Annotated in this window: 2 protein-coding genes; both read right to left on the reverse strand. The window is 61.1% G+C overall.

Annotated features, from left to right (window positions below; genetic code table 11):
- A partial coding sequence (locus ACQKJZ_RS19445; protein ID WP_427733362.1) for a hypothetical protein occupies positions 1-322 on the reverse strand: 322 nt, incomplete at its 3' end.
- A gap of 2 nt (positions 323-324) precedes the next feature.
- A partial coding sequence (locus ACQKJZ_RS19450; protein ID WP_427733364.1) for an ATPase RavA domain-containing protein occupies positions 325-1,031 on the reverse strand: 707 nt, incomplete at its 5' end.

Consider the following 1,031-nt stretch of genomic DNA (forward strand, 5'->3'; position numbering starts at 1 on the left):
CATAAAACGGCGAGACCAGCTGACGCAGCAGCTCCATCGTGTCATTGAGGTTGTGATAGAACTGGGTGTTGTTCTCCAGCTGGCACTGCTGGTAGCGGTAAAACTCCTGCGCCAGCGCCGGCGGCACCATGGCCTCCTGCAAACGTTCCTTTAGCTGCAGTTTCCAGCGTGGCAGATCGCGATCCAGCGCCCGGCGAAGGGCCGGAAACTTTTTAAAGAACACCGACAGCTGCGGCGCCGCCAGCATGCCGACGATCATCTCCTCGATCATCTCGCCTTCGGTGATCGCCAGCAGCAGATCGAGCGTCTCCAGACTGAGCATGGTTACTGGCCGCGCATTTGCTGCTGTTGCTGTTTAACCTGTTCCGCCACTTGCAGCAGACTGGCTTCGATCTTGGCCAGGCCGGCGGCAGGCTTGAACAGACATGGCTGATGTTGGCTGAAGGCGCGGCGCTGCTCCGCCAGGCGCTGGGCCAACGCGTCCATTTCATCCAGCAGCGCCTGCGGCGTGGCGGTGGCCTGTTTGCCCGGCAGCGCCAGCAGCGAAGGCTGGCGGCTGACGTCCAGCACCGTCAGGTGCAGTTGGTCATCGACGTCCAAATCGATCGGCTGCGCGAAGCCAATGCCGTTCAGCTTGGCGCGCACGTCGCCGCCTTTTTGCAGCCAGTTATCCAGCACGCTGCTCTCAATGCTCAGATGGTTGACCTGAATGTCATGCAGCTGCAGCGGTTTTTGCAGCAGCAGGGTGAGGGTGCCGCCGGCGAACGGCGTGGCCGGCGCATATTGCGGTTTGCGGCTGAACATGCCGCCCTTTTTCACCAGGCTGATGGCCTGCCGATCGCTTTGCTGCTGCTGGTCCTGCAGCCAGCGGGTATGGATCTGTTGCAACTGGATCAGCATCGACTGCTGCTGATAGGCCGACTCGGTCAGCAGCTGATCGATCTGCTGTTGCAGCAGCTTCAGCGAGGTGAGATCGTGCCACAGGCAGTCTTTCAATAGCATCAGGTCGAGCGGGGCGATGGCATCGCGCC

The organism is Sphingomonas sp. NPDC019816, assembly GCF_050274375.1.
GTDB lineage: Bacteria > Pseudomonadota > Alphaproteobacteria > Sphingomonadales > Sphingomonadaceae > Sphingomonas.